16 protein-coding genes and 1 pseudogene are annotated in these 15,864 nt (G+C 34.8%); 15 read left to right on the top strand and 2 right to left on the bottom strand.

What is annotated here, in order from left to right; all coding sequences use genetic code 11:
- Positions 1–75: 75 nt before the first annotated feature.
- From ACXKY9_RS09235 to ACXKY9_RS09245, 3 genes are all read left to right on the top strand, one after another.
- Entirely contained in the window at positions 76–297 is a 222-nt protein-coding gene (locus ACXKY9_RS09235; RefSeq protein WP_002132987.1) for a hypothetical protein, read from the top strand.
- Positions 275–1,711 (top strand): IS4-like element IS231C family transposase, encoded by a 1,437-nt coding sequence (locus ACXKY9_RS09240; protein WP_001053969.1) that lies wholly within the window; start codon positions 275–277, stop codon positions 1,709–1,711. Before ACXKY9_RS09235 ends, ACXKY9_RS09240 begins: the two co-directional genes overlap by 23 nt.
- A gap of 295 nt (positions 1,712–2,006) precedes the next feature.
- Entirely contained in the window at positions 2,007–2,666 is a 660-nt protein-coding gene (locus ACXKY9_RS09245) for an oxidoreductase (RefSeq protein ID WP_001042736.1), read from the top strand.
- A 29-nt stretch (positions 2,667–2,695) separates the two neighbouring features.
- Here ACXKY9_RS09245 and namA read toward each other — a convergent pair whose 3' ends face one another.
- Positions 2,696–3,733, bottom strand: coding sequence for an NADPH dehydrogenase NamA (namA, locus tag ACXKY9_RS09250; protein WP_001083648.1), 1,038 nt, complete (start codon positions 3,731–3,733; stop codon positions 2,696–2,698).
- Between the two features lie 133 nt (positions 3,734–3,866).
- Here namA and ACXKY9_RS09255 point away from each other — a divergent pair, with 133 nt between their 5' ends.
- The 6 genes and pseudogenes from ACXKY9_RS09255 to ACXKY9_RS09280 all read left to right on the top strand — a co-directional run bounded on the left by ACXKY9_RS09255 (position 3,867) and on the right by ACXKY9_RS09280 (position 8,737).
- On the top strand, positions 3,867–4,319 hold the full coding sequence (locus ACXKY9_RS09255) for a methylated-DNA--[protein]-cysteine S-methyltransferase (RefSeq protein WP_000283913.1): 453 nt from the start codon (positions 3,867–3,869) through the stop codon (positions 4,317–4,319).
- Positions 4,320–4,326: 7 nt separating this feature from the next.
- Positions 4,327–5,331, top strand: coding sequence for a DUF2628 domain-containing protein (locus ACXKY9_RS09260; RefSeq protein WP_002196418.1), 1,005 nt, complete (start codon positions 4,327–4,329; stop codon positions 5,329–5,331).
- 84 nt (positions 5,332–5,415) lie between these two features.
- Complete coding sequence (locus tag ACXKY9_RS09265; protein WP_000824280.1) at positions 5,416–7,077, top strand: peptide ABC transporter substrate-binding protein; 1,662 nt, start codon at positions 5,416–5,418, stop codon at positions 7,075–7,077.
- A 59-nt stretch (positions 7,078–7,136) separates the two neighbouring features.
- Positions 7,137–7,553 carry a FosBx1 family fosfomycin resistance bacillithiol transferase gene (gene fosB, locus ACXKY9_RS09270; protein ID WP_000943769.1) on the top strand — a complete coding sequence of 139 codons (417 nt, stop codon included), beginning with the start codon at positions 7,137–7,139 and terminating at the stop codon, positions 7,551–7,553.
- Between the two features lie 13 nt (positions 7,554–7,566).
- Positions 7,567–8,112 (top strand): annotated as a pseudogene (locus ACXKY9_RS09275) (short-chain dehydrogenase).
- A gap of 13 nt (positions 8,113–8,125) precedes the next feature.
- A complete protein-coding gene (locus ACXKY9_RS09280) occupies positions 8,126–8,737 on the top strand; it encodes a phosphoserine phosphatase 1 (protein WP_000858822.1) in 612 nt (203 codons plus the stop codon).
- A gap of 46 nt (positions 8,738–8,783) precedes the next feature.
- Here ACXKY9_RS09280 and exsB read toward each other — a convergent pair whose 3' ends face one another.
- Positions 8,784–9,326 carry an exosporium protein ExsB gene (gene exsB, locus ACXKY9_RS09285; RefSeq protein ID WP_000817485.1) on the bottom strand — a complete coding sequence of 181 codons (543 nt, stop codon included), beginning with the start codon at positions 9,324–9,326 and terminating at the stop codon, positions 8,784–8,786.
- A 181-nt stretch (positions 9,327–9,507) separates the two neighbouring features.
- Here exsB and cotH point away from each other — a divergent pair, with 181 nt between their 5' ends.
- The 6 genes from cotH (at position 9,508) to ACXKY9_RS09315 (ending at position 15,861) form a co-directional block, all read left to right on the top strand.
- The gene (gene cotH, locus ACXKY9_RS09290; protein ID WP_000937997.1) at positions 9,508–10,584 is read left to right on the top strand and encodes a spore coat protein CotH; all 1,077 of its coding nucleotides are present in this window, start codon (positions 9,508–9,510) and stop codon (positions 10,582–10,584) included.
- 105 nt (positions 10,585–10,689) lie between these two features.
- On the top strand, positions 10,690–11,307 hold the full coding sequence (locus ACXKY9_RS09295) for an NUDIX hydrolase N-terminal domain-containing protein (protein WP_000153584.1): 618 nt from the start codon (positions 10,690–10,692) through the stop codon (positions 11,305–11,307).
- 104 nt (positions 11,308–11,411) lie between these two features.
- Positions 11,412–12,014 carry an undecaprenyl phosphate transporter UptA gene (gene uptA / locus ACXKY9_RS09300; protein WP_000880691.1) on the top strand — a complete coding sequence of 201 codons (603 nt, stop codon included), beginning with the start codon at positions 11,412–11,414 and terminating at the stop codon, positions 12,012–12,014.
- A 96-nt stretch (positions 12,015–12,110) separates the two neighbouring features.
- The gene (locus tag ACXKY9_RS09305; RefSeq protein WP_000678847.1) at positions 12,111–13,490 is read left to right on the top strand and encodes a putative polysaccharide biosynthesis protein; all 1,380 of its coding nucleotides are present in this window, start codon (positions 12,111–12,113) and stop codon (positions 13,488–13,490) included.
- Positions 13,491–13,824: 334 nt separating this feature from the next.
- Positions 13,825–14,766, top strand: coding sequence for a magnesium transporter CorA family protein (locus ACXKY9_RS09310; protein ID WP_000932389.1), 942 nt, complete (start codon positions 13,825–13,827; stop codon positions 14,764–14,766).
- Positions 14,767–14,964: 198 nt separating this feature from the next.
- On the top strand, positions 14,965–15,861 hold the full coding sequence (locus ACXKY9_RS09315; protein WP_000418716.1) for a permease: 897 nt from the start codon (positions 14,965–14,967) through the stop codon (positions 15,859–15,861).
- Positions 15,862–15,864: the final 3 nt, after the last annotated feature.

The raw sequence follows: 15,864 nt of genomic DNA on the forward strand, positions 1-15,864 counted from the left end.
ATTTTTGCAAATGCATGCATATGTGACAACGCTGTTTTCATATATTGAAAAGGAGGTAAAGAGGGGGATGAGCGCTTGGGTTATTTAATGGAAGCTATTTTATTAATATTAGCGGTAGTATTGCCATTATCTTTCGTATTAATTTTTTTAAGAAGATTAATAAGTAATTTAGGGGACGCTACACATGCCCATCAACTTAAGAATTTGCACTACCCCCAAGTGTCAAAAAACGTTATTCTTTCTAAAAAGCTAGCTAGAAAGGATGACATTTTTTATGAATCTTTCAATTCAAGATGAATTACAACTATTTTCTGAAGAGCTGTATCGTCATTTAACCCCTTCTCTTTTGGAAGAACTCGCTAAAGAATTAGGTTTTGTAAAAAGAAAACGAAAGTTTTCAGGAAATGAATTAGCTACCATATGTATCTGGGTCAGTCAACGTACAGCGAGTGATTCTCTCGTTCGACTATGCAGTCAATTACACGCCGCCACAGGCACTCTTATGAGTCCAGAAGGACTCAATAAACGCTTTGATAAAAAAGCGGTTGAATTTTTGAAATATATTTTTTCTGCATTATGGAAAAGTAAACTTTGTAAAACATCAGCCATTTCAAGTGCAGCACTCACGTATTTTCAACGAATCCGTATTTTAGATGCGACGATTTTCCAAGTACCGAAACATTTAGCACATGTATATCCTGGGTCAGGTGGTTGTGCACAAACTGCAGGTATCAAGATTCAATTAGAATATGACTTACACAGCGGACAGTTTTTAAACTTCCAGGTAGGTCCTGGAAAAAATAATGATAAAACATTTGGAACAGATTGCTTAGATACCTTACGGCCGGGTGATCTGTGTATTCGTGATTTAGGATATTTTTCATTGGAAGACTTAGATCAAATGGATCAACGTGGCGTGTGCTATATATCAAGACTTAAGTTAAACCATACCGTCTATACGAAAAATCCATTTCCAGAATACTTTCGAAATGGGACAATCAAAAAACAGTCACAGTATATCCAAGTTGATTTAGAGAACATTATGCACACGTTAAAACCAGGACAAACGTATGAAATAAAAGAGTCGTATATTGGCAAGAATCAAAGATTATTTACAAGAGTAATTATCTACCGATTAACAGAGGAACAAATACTGGAACGTAGAAAAAAACAAAGCTATACCGAAAGTAAAAAGGGGATTACATTTTCAGAAAAGAGTAAACGATTAACGGGTATCAACATATATGTTACGAATACGCCTTGGGAAGTGGTTCCGATGGAACAAATCCATGATTTTTACTCCCTCCGCTGGCAGATCGAAATCATATTTAAAACGTGGAAATCTCTATTTCAAATTCATCATTGGCAAACTATCAAACAAGAGCGATTAGAATGCCATGTGTATGGAAAACTCATTGCCATTTTTATATGTTCTTCCACGATGTTTAAGATGCGCCAACTTCTGTTGCAAAAGCACAAAAGAGAACTAAGCGAATATAAAGCAATTGGGATGATTCAAGATCATCTATCCCTGTTATATCAAGCGATACAGAGAAACACCCGTATAATAACAAAGGTTTTAATCCGCCTGTTTACCCTACTAAAGAAAAATGGCCGGAAATCCCATCGATATGAGAAGAAAACTATCTTTGATATTATGGGTGTTGTCTATGAGTATAATGGATTGAGAAAACAAAAGAAAGCTGCATAAGAAAAAAATGAAACCCGTTAGGGTTTATTTCGTATGCTCATTTTTAAGAGGATTATACTGTTTAAAAGTTTGTTCATTTCAATTAATGGAAAACCGTAGAGTTTCTATCCTTAAGTTGATGGGCATGGGGACGCTACAACAATAACGAAATTACAAGAGAGAGATGAGAAAAAAGAGTGAGTAAAGCACTATGCGTACGCATAGTGTTTTACTTGTGGTAAAATAAGAGCAGGAAACTCCTAAAGGTTGTATTTTACTAAAGGAGAGAAAAGTAAAATAAGAGGTATATGCATATATGAATAAGCGAACAGCGTTAATACTTGGTGCAAGTGGTTTAGTTGGACAAGAGATAACGCGTCTATTACTTGAATCAGATTACTACGATTCGGTTACTATTTTTGTAAGAGAGCCAATGCAATTGCAACATGAGAAGTTACAGCAGAAACAAGTTGATTTTTCGGTATTAGAGGAATATAAAGAGTTCTTTGCTGTGGATGATGTTTTTAGTTGCTTAGGAACAACAATAAAAAAAGCAAAAACAAAAGCAAATTTTAAAAAAGTAGATTATGAATATACGTTACGAGCTGCTTGTTTAGCTGAAAAACAAGGGGTACAAAATTTCCTTGTCGTGTCTTCTATGGGAGCGAATCCTAAATCATTCTTCTTTTATTCACAAGTGAAAGGAAAAATGGAAGAAGAATTGCAAAAGTTAGTGATTGGTGGTATTCACATTTTTAGACCATCATTATTAGTAGGAAATCGACAAGAATTTCGTTTCGGCGAACGAATGGCTGAAAAGTTATCTCGTATTATTCCGTTTATCTTTAAAGGAGCTTTCAAAAAATATAAACCAATTTCAGCTAAAGATGTGGCGAAAGGGATGTATATAACCGCGCTGCGAGAAGAATCGGGTATCCATACTTATAATTCAAATGAAATTACAACGATAGAATAAATAAAACCGAGAAGAATGACTTCTCGGTTTTATTTATTCGTATGAATTTTTCCTGGTGCTCGCTTATATTGGTGAGGTTCTTGCAATTCAAAGCCAAGTTCATTGGCCGCTATTCTTGGAAAATACGGATTGCGAAGTAATTCACGTCCGATAAAAATTAAATCTGCTTCGTTATTATTTAAAATTTGCTCTGCTTGTACTCCGGTCGTAATTAATCCAACTGCACCAGTTGCAATGTTAGCATGCTCTTTAATATGTTTGGCATATTGTACTTGATAACCAGGATACACATCAATATGTGCTGGTACAACTGCGCCAGAACTACAATCGATTAAATCTATTCCCTGTTCTTTCATCCACTTTGTATACTGAACGTAATCTTGAACCGTTAGCCCGTCAGGATGATAATCATTTGCTGAAATACGGACAAATAACGGTCCGTCCCAAACTTCATTTACAGAGTCGATGATTTCGCGTAAGAAACGATAGCGGTTTTCAGGTGAACCACCATATTCATCAGTCCGCTTATTGGAAAGCGGAGAAAGAAATTCATTAATAAGATAACCGTGAGCACCGTGTATTTCAATAACATCAAATCCAGCTTGTTTTGATCGTACTGCAGCTTGCTGAAAAGCTAATACAGTATCTTTAATTTGGTGTTTGCTCATTTCTATTGGCATTTTCATTGTTTCATTAAATGGAATGGCTGAAGGAGCTAACGCATCTGTTTCTAGTTCTGCTTTTCTTCCGGCGTGAGCGAGTTGAATGGCAGCTTTTGCACCATTATCATGTATAAAAGTAGTCGTTTTATGTAAGCCTTCAATTAAACTGTTATCCCAAATGCCTAAGTCTTTATTTGAAATTCGACCTTCAGGTAACACGGCTGTTGCTTCAATCATAACTAAACCAACTTGGCCGGCAGCTCTTGTTCCATAATGAATGAGATGGAAATTCGTTACTTGGCCATCCCCGTTTTCCGATGAATACATGCACATAGGTGACATAACAATCCGGTTTTTTAATGTAACGTCCTTAATTGTATAAGGTGAAAAAAGTTCGGAATTCATCCAATAGCCTCCTAGATTGAATTTTCTTACATTGTATCATTCTCTTTTTTGTTTCTCTAATAAAACGCTTATACGAAAAATTTTGTATATTCGTGTTACAATGACTAATATGAACTGAATTGGAGGATGGCATATGTACCAGGCTTATTATGAAAGCGAAGTAGGTTTGCTTGAAATTACAGCGAATCAAGAAGGAATTACGTCTGTTATATTTGTTGATGAACGACAAGAAGAAAATAAAAATGAAATGATAGAACAATGTATAAATGAGTTAGATGAATATTTTAAAGGGAAAAGAAAAGAGTTTACGGTCCCGCTGTCTGCGGAGGGAACAGCATTTCAAAAAAATGTATGGGATGCACTTTATACTATTCCATACGGCGTAAGTGCTTCATATTTAGATATTGCAGAGAAAGTTGGAAATACAAAAGCTGTACGGGCAATAGGAGGGGCAAATAGTCGGAATCCAATTTCAATAATTGTTCCATGTCACCGTGTAATAGGGAAGAGTGGAAAGCTTGTTGGATATGCTGGTGGTTTATGGAGGAAAGAGTGGTTATTAAAACACGAAGGTATTTTGAAATGACGTATGGATGGGAAGAGGGATTGTTTTGAAATGTATAAATTGTGGGCAACCTTGCGAGGAGGAACAGTTAAATTGTGCAAGTTGTCAGCGAAACTTGGATAATGAACAAGATGAAGGTAGCTCGTTAATAGATAAAGAACTAGAAGTATATGTAGGGAGACAATATCCGTATTACAAAAGGAAATGGGAGCTTGAGAATAAGCGGATTGCTAGGTGGAGCTGGAATGGTTGGGCTGCTATTTTCAATATAGGCTGGCTAGGATATCGTAAGTATTATGTACCAGCTGCTTTATTTATGTTGTTATTAGTAGCGTGTGATGCATTTTCGTATTATATGGGATTTAATGTAGCGTTGCCAATCATTAATATGGTGCCTCTTACGTTTTTATTACTCATTTTTATTCTGTTTGGAATGGGGATTTTTGCAAATGGATTGTACTATCAATTTGCGGAAAGACGTATATACCGAATAAAAGCAAGAGAAATAAAAGATAAATCAGTTGAAAACTATCTAATCAATGATAGCGGCGGAACGAGCAAAATGGGAGCGACAATTGTTACTATTTTAGCAGTTGCTAGCATATTTTTTAGTCATTTCTTTTTTCCGACTGATCGAGACGTTATTCAAAAGGTTCGTACAAGCTCGCTTTATGAATATCCTTTCTTTTCAATAGGTGAATCTTTCGAAAATTATTTTCAAAATTCAGGTTGGATATATTATCGTGGAACGGAAGGGTTAGAATTAGTAGAATTCCAAGGATATAACACCGGAACGCCAAGACAAAAGGTGAAGATTCAATTTGTTGTCGATTATAAATTAGGTGAAGTGGAACCATACTCATTTATGGTTAATGGTGAATCTAAAACTGAAGAAGAGTTTTTGAAGCTAATGGAAGAAATATTTAAAGTTCAAAATCCATTTGATATAGAGGATGGATTACAAGTAAATGCTATTCAAGAAAGCGGCTGGAAAGAAATTTCCGATCGCTTTTTTCTATGTTTGTTAAAATAAATATTTAAAATAATCAGAATCTTTTGTATAATAAAATATATTATATAGGATTTAACTTATACATATAGATTGGGGGAAGGAAGAATGAAGAGAAAGACAACAACAATTGCTGCACTTGCGTTAACGACGAGTGTATTGGTTGCAGGGTGTGGGAATGGTGAGAAGGCTTCGACAACGAAGAAAGAATCGAATAAGGGAATGGCCGATAAACAAGTTTTAAATTTGCTAGAAACAGCTGAAATTCCTTCAATGGATACATCTAAATCAACGGATTCTGTATCTTTCCGTGTATTTGTAAATGCAATGGAAGGTTTATATCGTCTAGATAAAGATAATAAACCAACACCAGGTATGGCAAAAGATGTGAAGATTAGTGAAGATAAAAAGACATATACATTTGAATTACGTGATGCGAAATGGTCAAATGGTGATCCAGTTCGAGCACAAGATTTTGTATATGCATGGCAACGTACATTAGATAAAGCAACAGCGGCAGAATATGCATTCATTTTATTTGATGTGAAAAATGCACAGAAAGTAAATAAAGGAGAATTACCATTAGATCAACTGGGTGTTAAAGCGAAGGATGATAAAACGTTGGTAGTAGAATTAGAGCAACCAGCACCTTATTTTCTTGAGCTTACGTCGTTCCCTATATTTTTCCCATTAAATGAAAAATATGTGAAAGAGCAAGGAGATAAATACGGATTAGAAGCAGATAAATTAGTATATAATGGACCATTTACAATGAGTCAATGGAAACATGAACAAAATTATCAGTTAAAGAAAAATCCTAATTATTGGGATAAAGATACTGTAAAGTTAGACGAAATTAATGTAAGTATTGTGAAGGAAACAAGCACGGGAGTAAATTTATATGATAGTGATCAAGCAGATCGAGTTATTTTAACTTCTGAATTTGTTGATAAATATAAAAAGAATAAACCAGATGAATTTAAAACGAAGTTAGACCCGCGCATATATTTCTTACGTTTTAACCAAAAAAATGCAACATTTAAAAACCAAAAAGTACGTGAAGCGATTGATTTAGCATACGATAAAAAAGGAATTGCTGATGTCATTTTAAATGACGGTTCATTGCCAGCATATTTCTTAGTACCTGAAAAATTCACGACAGGTCCGGATGGAAAAGATTTCCGCTCTGTAAATAAAAACTTCCGTGATAGTAAAGATAACGCAGAGAAAGCAAAAAAATTATGGGAAGAAGCGAAGAAAGAGCTTGGTCAAGATACAATTACGGTTGAATTACTAAACGATGATAACGGTAGCCGTAAAAAAGTAGGCGACTTTATTAAGGAAGAACTAGAGAAAAACTTGCCTGGTATTAAAGTGAATTTGAAACAGCAACCATACAAGCAGAAGCTAGATTTAGAAAAGAAATTCCAATATGAATTCTCATTATCTGCATGGAGCCCTGATTATCCGGATCCAATGACTTATATTGATATGTTTGTTACTGGAAGCTCATTTAATGAAATGGATTATTCTAATCCGAAGTATGATGATTTAGTAGCGAAATCAAAAGGAGAGCTATTAAAAGATGATAAAGCACGCTGGAATGCACTTGCGGAAGCTGAAAAAATCTTAATTGGTCAAGACGCAGCAATTTCTCCTACGTACCAACAAAGTACAGCTTATTTAGAGAAGCCATTTGTAAAAGGCATTGCTAACCATACGTTTGGCGGGGACTTCAGTTATAAATGGGCATATATTACAAAAAAATAGTATAATAAAAGATGAGTGAATTTTCGCTCATCTTTTATTTGTATAAGGAGGAATTATAGTTGTTAAGAGGAATCAATCATATTTGTTTTTCGGTATCTAATTTAGAAAACTCTATTATGTTTTATGAAAAAGTATTAGAAGGAGAATTATTAGTTAAAGGAAGAAAATTAGCTTATTTTAACATATGTGGAGTATGGATAGCGCTTAATGAAGAGACGCATATTCCGAGAAATGAGATTCATCAATCTTATACGCACATTGCATTTTCTGTTGAACAAGAAGACTTTAAATGTCTAATACAGCGATTAGAAGAAAATGATGTTCATATTTTACAAGGAAGAGAACGTGATGTAAGAGATTGCGAATCTATATACTTTGTTGATCCTGACGGTCATAAATTTGAGTTTCACTCAGGGACACTGCAAGACCGTTTAAATTATTATAGAGATGAGAAACCTCATATGACATTTTATTAGGGAGGGATAGCATTTGCATGCACTTGTAATTGGTGGGACAGGAATGCTAAAGAAAGTTTCTATGTGGCTTTGTGAGAAAGGATTTTATGTTTCTATTATTGGACGAGATGAAGTGAAATTAAAAAATGTTAAGCGAATGAGTTCTGCACCAGAAAATATTACATGCCTTTCGTTAGATTATCATAATGATGAAGATGTAAAGCTAGCTATTAAAAGTACAATTAAGAAAAATGGCCCGATCACATTAGTTGTTGCATGGGTACACACAAGTGCAAAGCATGCACTATCAAATATTTGTAAAGAACTAGATTTGTCGTCTAAAACATAGAGTTTATTTCATATTTTAGGTAGTAAAGCATCACGTATGCCTGCACAAAAAATAGGGAGTACGCGATGTATTTATCATAGAATTATTTTAGGTTTTATTTTAGAAGATACATATGGAAGGTGGCTTACTCATCAAGAGATAGCTGATGGAATTATAAAAAGGATTGAAAGTAAACGAGCGGAGTGGATTGTAGGGAGAGTTGAACCGTGGGAATTACGACCAACATGGTGAGGGGGAGTAAGAAATGAAAACAACTATATATGTAACAAGGCATGGTGAAACAGAGTGGGATGTAGCGAAGCGAATGCAGGGACGGAAAAATTCTGCTTTAACTGAAAATGGTATAGTTCAGGCGAAACAATTAGGAAATCGAATGAAAGATTTACCAATCCATGCGATCTATAGTAGTCCGAGCGAAAGAACACTTCATACGGCAGAGTTAATAAAGGGGGAACGTGATATACCCATTATAGCGGATGAGCATTTCTATGAAATCAACATGGGTATATGGGAAGGACAAACAATCGCGGATATAGAAAAGCAATTTCCAGAAGAAGTACATCTGTTTTGGAATGAGCCACATCTTTTTCAGTCAACATCAGGCGAAAATTTTGAGGCCGTTTATGAAAGAGTAATTGAAGGGATGCAGCTTCTTTTAGAGATGCATAAAGGACAAAATATATTGATTGTGTCTCATGCGGCAGCAGCAAAATTACTTGTAGGGCATTTCGCGGGAATTGAAATAGAAAATGTGTGGGATGATCCATTTATGCATAGTGCCAGTTTGAGCATAATAGAATTTGAAGAGGGTATTGGTAAAGTGAAACAATTTGCAGATATAAGTCACTTTCAATAAATGTAAAAAAGGCCGCAAAACGGCCTTTTTTTGGGTGGTATAAAAACTAGCAGTTACGTTTTTTATACCAGAAGTGATCGAATTTCTTATTTTTGCAAGATGGGAATTTATGTCTGCCATCTTTGCAATCGTTCCATTTCTTTCCGTCATCACACGAATCGTCGCAAGAGCCACCGTGTCCATTAGGGAAGAATTCGCATTTTTTACAGTAACATCGTTTAGTCCAGTAAAATTTCTTTTCAAAGCGTACACATTTTGTAACGAATGTACAATGCTTTCTACGAGTACGTTTTGTAACTAAAACGCATTCTTTTCTACGCGTTACTTTCGTAACGAACGTCCATTTTTGCACGCGAACACGAGTACATTTTGTAACAAATGTCCACTTTTTAACGTGAGTACATTTTGTAACGAACGTACAATGTTTCACGCGAGTACATCTTGTTCTTGGGCATTTACAATCTTCGTTACACTCTATTTTTGTAGTGCAATCATCATCGCATTCAAAAGTACTTGGATCTTGGTGTAAGAAATCCTCCATCCCAGCACTTTTGATTTCTTCGACAGCTTTTCTAATATCACGTTTCATAGAAATCCTCCTTATCATGTATTAAAGTGAAAAGGTATTCTTTTTCCTTAACATGATATGTATGTAGGCATCTTTCTGAACAGGACAAGAGTGTAATTTTATATAAATAGATGATTGCGGATGTATGGACAAGACAAGGCGCATACATTGAATGAAGAGAACTGAGAAGGGATGAGAAAACATGCTGCCTTCATATGATTTTTTTGTTCATCCAATGTACTTAGTGGAATTGAAAAAGGACATTTGGTCAGATAGTCCAGTGCCAGCAAAATTAACTTATGGAAAAAAGAAGTATGATATTGATATCGTATACCGAGGAGCTCATATTCGGGAATTTGAGAAAAAGTCTTATCATGTTATGTTTTATAAGCCTAAAAAATTTCAAGGTGCGAAAGAGTTTCATTTGAATTCGGAGTTTATGGATCCGTCTCTCATAAGAAATAAATTATCTTTAGATTTTTTTCATGATATTGGTGTACTTTCGCCAAAATCACAACATGTATTTATAAAAATTAATGGTCAAATTCAAGGTGTGTACTTACAGTTAGAATCGGTTGATGAAAATTTTTTAAAAAATAGAGGATTACCGAGTGGTTCTATTTATTATGCGATAGATGATGATGCGAATTTTTCATTAATGAGTGAACGAGATAAAGATGTTAAGACAGAGCTCTTTGCGGGTTATGAATTTAAATATTCGAATGAAAATAGTGAAGAACAACTGAGTGAATTTGTATTTCAAGCGAATACTTTGACGAGGGAAGCCTATGAAAAAGAAATTGGGAAGTTTCTACATGTAGATAAATATTTACGATGGTTAGCAGGAGTTATTTTTACGCAAAACTTTGATGGTTTTGTTCATAACTATGCACTATATCATAACGATGAAACAAATTTATTTGAAGTTATACCGTGGGATTATGATGCGACTTGGGGGCGAGATGTACAAGGGAGACCGCTTAATCATGAATATATTCGCATTCAAGGGTATAATACGTTGAGTGCAAGATTGCTAGACATACCTGTATTTAGAAAGCAGTATCGAAGTATTTTAGAAGAAATATTAGAAGATCAATTTACAGTTTCGTTTATGAGGCCGAAAGTAGAAGGGTTGTGTGAATTGATTCGTCCATATTTACTACAAGATCCATACATGAAAGAAAAATTAGAAACATTTGATCAAGAGGCTGATATGATTTATGAATATATAAATAAGAGAAGAAAGTATATACAAGACCACTTACATGAATTGGATTAATTTTGAAAGAGATTGAAACGTTATCAATCTCTTTTTTTTTGTATAATAAAGATGTATCAATGAAAATGAAGTAATATATTTGATAGAGAATGGGGATGCGGATATATGACGATTAAATGGATTGATTGGGTAAAACAAATACAATCTATAGCTCAAGCGGGTTTAACGTATTCTAAGGATGTGTATGATATTGAGCGTTTCCAGCAATTACGAGATATTTCTATTTCAATGATGTCACATTACACGAAAACAGATTGGGAAGTCGTAGAGAAATTATTTGCAAGTGAGACAGGCTATCAAACACCTAAAGTTGATATAAGAGCTGTTGTTTTTCAAAATGAAAAGTTATTATTTGTGAAAGAAAAAAGCGATGGGAAATGGGCATTGCCAGGTGGATGGGCTGATGTCGGTTATACGCCAACCGAAGTTGCAGCAAAAGAAGTTTTCGAAGAGACTGGTTATGAGGTAGATCATTTTAAGTTACTAGCTATATTTGATAAAGAAAAACATCAACCATCTCCATCGGCGACGCATGTATATAAGATTTTCATTGGATGTGAGATTATTGGTGGAGAAAAGAAAACTAGCATTGAAACAGAAGAGGTGGAGTTTTTTGGTGAAAATGAATTGCCTAATTTATCAATTGCTAGAAATACAGAAGACCAAATTAAAGAGATGTTTGCCTACATGAAAGACCCGCAGAAAGAGAAATTAATAGATTAATCCTGCTTGAATTGTACATATTGTTAAAATGAAGATATTGGCAGATTGCAGCCTTTATGTAATAATGGGATGGTATGTGAAGAAAAAAGGAGATAAAAAAGAACATGTTAGCAAACATAATAGATCAGTTATTGCAATTTTTTGCAAGCTTAGGTTACTTTGGAGTAGCTCTTGCTTTAATGATTGAAGTAATCCCGAGTGAAATTGTACTTTCGTATGCTGGCTTTTTAGTAGCGAATGGTAAAATTAGTTTTGTGGGTGCAGTTATCGCCGGAACGATTGGTGGTACTTTAGCGCAAATCTTTTTATACTGGCTTGGATACTACGGAGGGCGTCCGGTTGTAGAGAAATATGGGAAATATCTACTTATTAATAAACATCATTTAGACATAGCGGAAGGTTGGTTTAAGCGTTATGGAGCAGGCGTAATATTTTCTGCGCGCTTTATCCCAGTAGTACGTCATGCGATCTCTATTCCAGCAGGACTAGCTAAGATGCCATTAAAACTATTTACACTTTATACGGTTGTAGCGATCATTCCATGGTCAATTCTATTTATATACTTAGGTGAAAAACTTGGTGGGAATTGGCGACAAATTAAAGAGTATGCATCTGATTACACACATTACATAATTATAGGAGCTGTTCTTTTTATTGCTCTATACTTTGGTTTAAAGTATTTCAAAAAGAAAAAAGCAGCGCGTTAAAGTCAATGATTTTTCATTGGCTTTTTTATTTGTTTCGGTTCTAAAGAAAAGGAGTTGTCCATAATGTGTAATAATAAAGCGTAGCGGAGGAATGTGATGAAAGGGTCACCGTTTATACGTGGAACGATATTTTTAACGATGGCAACGATGATATCAAAAATGTTAGGGTTTATATATGTTATACCATTTACAGCGATGGTCGGTACGAGTGGTTACGTTCTATACACATATGCATATCGTCCTTATACCATCATGCTCAGCATAGCAACAATGGGATTACCGCTAGCTGTTTCAAAGATGGTATCAAAATATGATCAACTGAATGATTATCATACGGTTAAGAGAGTGTTGAAAAGTGGAATCGTGTTTATGTTTATAATGGGAGTCATTTCGTGTTTTACGTTATATATGCTAGCTCCGCATTTAGCTAAACTTGTCATCGATGGGAATGATCAAACGGGGAATAGTGTAGGAGCGGTTACTACTAATATTCGAATTGTAAGTTTTGCGTTAATACTTGTGCCAGTAATGAGTTTATTAAGGGGCTTCTTTCAAGGATTCCAATCGATGGGGCCTTCTGCATTAAGTGTAGTTGTAGAGCAATTTTTTCGTGTTTTAACCATTTTAATAGGAAGCTTTGTCGTTTTATATGTTTTAAAAGCTTCTGTTTCACTAGCAGTTGGTATTTCAACGTTCGGTGCCTTTATGGGAGCTGTAGGTGGATTAACTGTTTTAAGTGCGTATTATATGAGAAGGAGAAGGCACTTAAAGAAAAAAGAAATGGCAAGTATACCACAAACAACGAAATCTTTTTTCTCACTTTATAAGGAGCTCTTTACATATTCTATTCCTTTTGTTGTAGTAGGCTTAGCAATTCCGTTGTATCAGACGATTGATACATTTACAATTAATAAACTACTTATACAGATAGGGTATATGCAAGGCGAAGCGGAAAAAATTAATGCGATAATTGGCCTTGTTCAAATGGTTGTGCTTATCCCGGTATCCGTTGCGACAGCTTTTAGTATGTCTCTCGTACCAGAGATGACGAAAGCTTATACAGCAGGAAATACGAAGCTATTGTACAAACATTTTACGAGAACAAATGTATTAGTAGTAGCGATTACGGTACCGGCGGCAATTGGAATGATGGTGTTAGCCAAGCCTGTATATACCCTTTTATTTGGTGCTGGAAATGATCCAGAGATGGGGAGAATCATTTTACAGTATTATGCTCCTGCTTGCATACTATTTTCTCTTTTTACAGTAACGGCTGCTATGCTACAAGGAATCAATCAACAGCAGAAGACGGTGCTAGGACTAGTGATTGGAATTATTGTGAAGATAGTTTTAAATATTGTATTGCTTCCGTATTTCGATTATGTAAGTTTTATCATTTCAACATACGCGGGCTATACGATTTCAGTCGGGTTTAACTTGTGGATGCTTTCTAAATATGTTATAAAGGCAACATAAGCTTTTAAGGCAGAGAGCACTCTGTCTTTTTCTATGTTTATCCCGCTCTAACGGGCAGTAAGATCCTCATCTCAAAATTCAGCGAAAGAAAAGAAGTTTGGTTGGGGGCGGGCAGTCCGTAAAAGCCCGATTGGTGAGGGTTGAAAATCAGTGGGGGGGATGAAGCTCCCACTGATTAAAGTTTCACTTTATAATATTTTTCTTATAAAAACGTTTTCAAAATAATTTTTCTATTGAAATTTAAACGTATGTTTCATATGCTGAGAATGGCGGTTTAAAAACTGTGATTTAAGAGAGGTAGATTCCTACATGTAAAAAGAATCGGGGTGATAGTATGTTAAATATATATTTAACAGACCGAAACGGAAAACTACAAGAGATTGAGGAAATGCAAAAGGGGTGCTGGATTAATGTACTTCATCCAACAGAAGAAGAAATTCAATATCTAGTACAAACTTTAAATGTAGACTTAGATTTCATTAAAGACCCTTTGGATGATGAAGAACGCTCTCGTATTGAAAAGGAAGACAATAATACTTTAATTATCGTGGATATTCCGACAGTTAGACATGACGAAGAAGGAAATTCGATTTATGACACGATTCCAATAGGTATGATTGTGATGCCGGATTGTTTTGTTACAATCTGCTTAGAAGAGAATCCAATTTTTGAACGTTTTATTAATCAACGTATTAAAGAATTTTATACGTTTAAGAAGACGCGCTTTGCACTTCAGCTCTTATATACGATTTCTACTTATTATTTAAGATACTTAAAGCAAATAAATCGAAAAACAATTGATTTAGAGCATCAATTAAATCAGTCAATGAAAAATAAAGAGATTTTCACATTATTAGGCCTTGAGAAAAGCTTAGTATACTTTACAACGTCATTAAAGGCTAATAAAATTGTAATTCAAAAGTTAATGCGTAATAGTACATTTTTAAAAATGTATGAAGACGATCAAGATTTATTAGAAGATGTATTAATTGAAAATAAACAGGCTATTGAAATGGCGGAAATATATAGTCATATTTTAAGTGGAATGATGAATACTTTTAGCTCCGTTATATCAAATAATTTAAATAGTGTTATGAAACTGTTAACGTCAATTACGATCATTTTATCTTTACCGACGATGGTTTCTAGTTTCTTTGGAATGAACGTAAAGGTTCCGTTTGAAGGAGAAGCCCACGGTTTTGTAATTGTACTCATCATATGTGTAACACTATCTTTCACGTTAGCTTTTGTTTTTTGGAAGAAACGTTACTTTTAACGATAAGAAAGCTGCTCTAGCATAGTTATATAACTACGCTAGAGCAGCTTTTTTGCTATGAAATCTCAAATTTTGAATAGAATATAACTTGTACAATGTAATGTATATAAAGGGTATGTATGTCATATAAACCTTGTCCAATTAATGAAATGGGGTTAAAATTACATATTGTTAATGAAAAGTTGGAGGAAATACATCATGGAATTGTTTCAATTACCGAAAGCATTCCTGCAAATGAATACAATTTTTATTTCCATATTAATCGAAGCACTTCCGTTTGTGCTCATTGGTGTATTTATTTCAGGATTCATTCAAATGTTTGTGACAGAAGATATGGTGGCAAAATGGATGCCGAAGAACCGATTTCTGTCTGTTTTATTAGCTACTTTTTTAGGCATGTTGTTTCCAGGTTGTGAATGTGGAATTGTTCCGATTGTAAGACGATTAATTGGAAAAGGCGTTCCACCATACGCAGGGATTGCATTTATGTTAACTGGACCTATTATTAATCCAGTTGTATTATTTGCTACTTATGTTGCCTTTGGGAGTAGTATGCACATGGTATGGTATCGTTCTATTGTAGCGATTATCGTAGCCATTATCGTTGGAATTATATTATCCTTTATGTTTAAAGAACATCAATTAAGAGATGATCACTTCCCAGAAGTGAATAATAAGCGTCCACTGCGTAAAAAAATGTGGGATGTATGTACACACGCTGTTGAGGAATTCTTCTCAATGGGAAAATATTTAGTACTAGGTGCGTTAATTGCAGCAGCGGTACAAACGTTTGTACAAACTTCAACACTTCTTGCTATTGGACAAGGCCCATTTTCTTCATCAGCTGTTATGATGGGACTTGCTTATATATTATCACTTTGTTCAGAGGCAGATGCATTTATCGCTTCTTCGTTCCAAAGTACGTTTTCAACAGCTTCACTTGTCGCGTTCCTCGTTTACGGACCGATGGTGGATATTAAAAATATGTTTATGATGCTTGCGACATTTAAAACGAAATTTGTAATTGTTGTTATAGTTACAGTTACTCTTGTTGTTTATGCAAGCTCACTACTCATTTATGCGATGGGGTGGTAGGTT

The organism is Bacillus sp. 2175 (assembly GCF_057812155.1).

Bases quoted from the DNA above. Each gene is read 5' to 3' on its own strand.
- ACXKY9_RS09240 (WP_001053969.1), top strand. From the start codon at position 275: ATGAATCTTTCAATTCAAGATGAATTACAACTATTTTCTGAAGAGCTG.
- ACXKY9_RS09245 (WP_001042736.1), top strand. From the start codon at position 2,007: ATGAATAAGCGAACAGCGTTAATACTTGGTGCAAGTGGTTTAGTTGGA.
- namA (WP_001083648.1), bottom strand. From the start codon at position 3,733: ATGAATTCCGAACTTTTTTCACCTTATACAATTAAGGACGTTACATTA.
- ACXKY9_RS09255 (WP_000283913.1), top strand. From the start codon at position 3,867: ATGTACCAGGCTTATTATGAAAGCGAAGTAGGTTTGCTTGAAATTACA.
- ACXKY9_RS09260 (WP_002196418.1), top strand. From the start codon at position 4,327: ATGGGAAGAGGGATTGTTTTGAAATGTATAAATTGTGGGCAACCTTGC.
- ACXKY9_RS09265 (WP_000824280.1), top strand. From the start codon at position 5,416: ATGAAGAGAAAGACAACAACAATTGCTGCACTTGCGTTAACGACGAGT.
- ACXKY9_RS09280 (WP_000858822.1), top strand. From the start codon at position 8,126: ATGAAAACAACTATATATGTAACAAGGCATGGTGAAACAGAGTGGGAT.
- exsB (WP_000817485.1), bottom strand. From the start codon at position 9,326: ATGAAACGTGATATTAGAAAAGCTGTCGAAGAAATCAAAAGTGCTGGG.
- cotH (WP_000937997.1), top strand. From the start codon at position 9,508: ATGCTGCCTTCATATGATTTTTTTGTTCATCCAATGTACTTAGTGGAA.
- ACXKY9_RS09295 (WP_000153584.1), top strand. From the start codon at position 10,690: ATGACGATTAAATGGATTGATTGGGTAAAACAAATACAATCTATAGCT.
- uptA (WP_000880691.1), top strand. From the start codon at position 11,412: ATGTTAGCAAACATAATAGATCAGTTATTGCAATTTTTTGCAAGCTTA.
- ACXKY9_RS09305 (WP_000678847.1), top strand. From the start codon at position 12,111: ATGAAAGGGTCACCGTTTATACGTGGAACGATATTTTTAACGATGGCA.
- ACXKY9_RS09310 (WP_000932389.1), top strand. From the start codon at position 13,825: ATGTTAAATATATATTTAACAGACCGAAACGGAAAACTACAAGAGATT.
- ACXKY9_RS09315 (WP_000418716.1), top strand. From the start codon at position 14,965: ATGGAATTGTTTCAATTACCGAAAGCATTCCTGCAAATGAATACAATT.